At 60.3% G+C, this 1,534-nt stretch carries 1 protein-coding gene; it reads left to right on the top strand.

Going from position 1 to position 1,534, the window contains the following annotated elements:
• Positions 1 to 115 precede the first annotated feature (115 nt).
• Complete coding sequence (locus HF312_21575; protein MCU7522801.1) at positions 116 to 1,333, top strand: IS256 family transposase; 1,218 nt, start codon at positions 116 to 118, stop codon at positions 1,331 to 1,333.
• Positions 1,334 to 1,534: the final 201 nt, after the last annotated feature.

Raw genomic sequence — 1,534 nt, 5'->3', positions numbered from 1 at the left:
GTTTGAGTCCCGGGACGTGGTGTAAAAAGTGAACGGTGACGTTATGAGAAATGGCCATTGTGGGGATTCCTCTAAGTGGGTGTAGCTGGCAAGAAACATCCCAAGGAGGACCACAATGGCCAATAACAGTATGACCATTCTCGAGCTGTTCCATAGGTTGGGTGCGACGAAAGACGTTGACTTTTTGCGGGAAGGGGTTAAGGTACTGGCCCAGGCCGTCATGGAACTCGAGGTCAAGGTGAAGACCGGGGCCGACAAGCACGAGAGAACCGCAGAGCGTAAGGTGTACCGGAACGGCTACCGTGACCGCATTTGGGATACCCGGGTTGGCAGCATTGACCTCAAGATCCCCAAGGTTCGGGAGGGGTCCTTCTTCCCGTCCCTTCTGGAGCCGCGGCGGAGGACGGAAAAGGCCCTGTTGACCGTGGTGCAAGAGGCATACGTCCACGGCGTAAGCACGCGGAAGGTCGACGACTTAGTCAAGAGCCTTGGCCTCGAAGGCGTGAGCAAGAGCGAGGTTTCCCGGATTTGCGCCGAGCTGGATGACCTGGTCGAGCAGTTCCGCAACCGTCCCCTCGATGCGGCCTACCCGTATCTCTGGCTGGACGCTACATACATCAAGGTCCGAGAAAATGGGCATGTGCTTGGTATGGCGGCCGTGGTTGCGGTCGGCGTCCGCTCCACAGGCGAGCGTGAGGTGCTGGGCCTTGACCTGGGGCCAGCTGAAGACCGCACCTTCTGGCTCAGCTTCCTGCGAAGCCTAGTGGCGAGGGGCCTACACGGGGTGCGGCTGGTGATTAGCGACGCCCACGAAGGCCTGAAGGGGGCGCTGAATGCCGCACTAGGTATGGCCACCTGGCAACGTTGTCGGGTGCACTTCATGCGCAACGTGCTTTCGCAGATCCCCAAGGCGGCCCAGAACGTCGTAGGGGCAGCTGTCAGGTCGATCTTTGTACAGCCAGACCAGGAAGCCGCTCGTGAACAACTGCGCCGAGTTGCCGATGGTCTCCAGGACAAGTACCCCAAGGTTGCGGCTCTGCTGGACGACGCTGCTGAGGACGTCCTGGCCTACATGGCCTTCCCTTCCGAACATCGCCGGCAGATCCACTCCACAAACACCCTGGAACGGCTGAACTTCGAGATTAAGCGCCGGACCGATGTGGTCGGGATCTTCCCTAACCGGGCAGCTGTAATTCGACTGGTTGGTGCCGTTCTCGCGGAGCAGAACGACGAGTGGCTGACGGGCCGGCGGTACTTCAGCCAGGAGTCCATGAGCAAACTCTCCGAACTCGGAACACCGCCCAACGTCAGCGGACTCCTGGCCGCCGACTAACCCCACTGTTACCACCCACCAGAGGAACCCACAACGCACCACCAGGACTTTACTGTGAGTGCGGGCGTGGTAGGCTTACTTGCCATGGCCGGCCCTTACAGGGCCCGGCTGCAACCGGCCTTCACCACGCCCGCAGAGGCTCACAGTCAAGTCCTGGCGAATGCCACTGACCGTTTTTACACCATCTCCTGGGACACGACC

The organism is Ignavibacteria bacterium (genome assembly GCA_025612375.1).
Lineage (GTDB): Bacteria > Bacteroidota > Ignavibacteria > Ignavibacteriales > SURF-24 > JAAXKN01.
The sequence above is the reverse complement of the archived record's forward strand: the minus strand, read 5'-3'. Positions and strand labels throughout refer to the sequence as shown.